Raw genomic sequence first — 232 nt, 5'->3', positions numbered from 1 at the left:
ACCAAGAATATCCTAAAAAAGATGTTTGAAGAAGGAGCCGGTGATGATTTCGGAAAAGACATTATCCCAAGTTCAATCAGAAAGTATAAAACCTTAAGTTATCAGTACGAAGGATACTGGACAGATATCGGGACGATAGAATCATTCTACGAAGCCAATCTGGATCTTTGTCTGGATCTTCCGCAATTTAACCTGTTTTCTTCCTCACCTATCTATACAAGGGCAAGAATGC

The 232-nt window shown here is 38.8% G+C and carries 1 protein-coding gene; it reads left to right on the top strand.

Annotated features, from left to right (window positions below):
* The coding region (locus SB689_RS24295) for a sugar phosphate nucleotidyltransferase (protein ID WP_410694572.1) at positions 1-232 on the top strand (232 nt) is incomplete at both ends.

This window comes from Chryseobacterium sp. SIMBA_038 (genome assembly GCF_046535115.1).
Taxonomy (GTDB): domain Bacteria; phylum Bacteroidota; class Bacteroidia; order Flavobacteriales; family Weeksellaceae; genus Chryseobacterium.
This window is presented reverse-complemented; position numbering and strand designations above follow the sequence as displayed.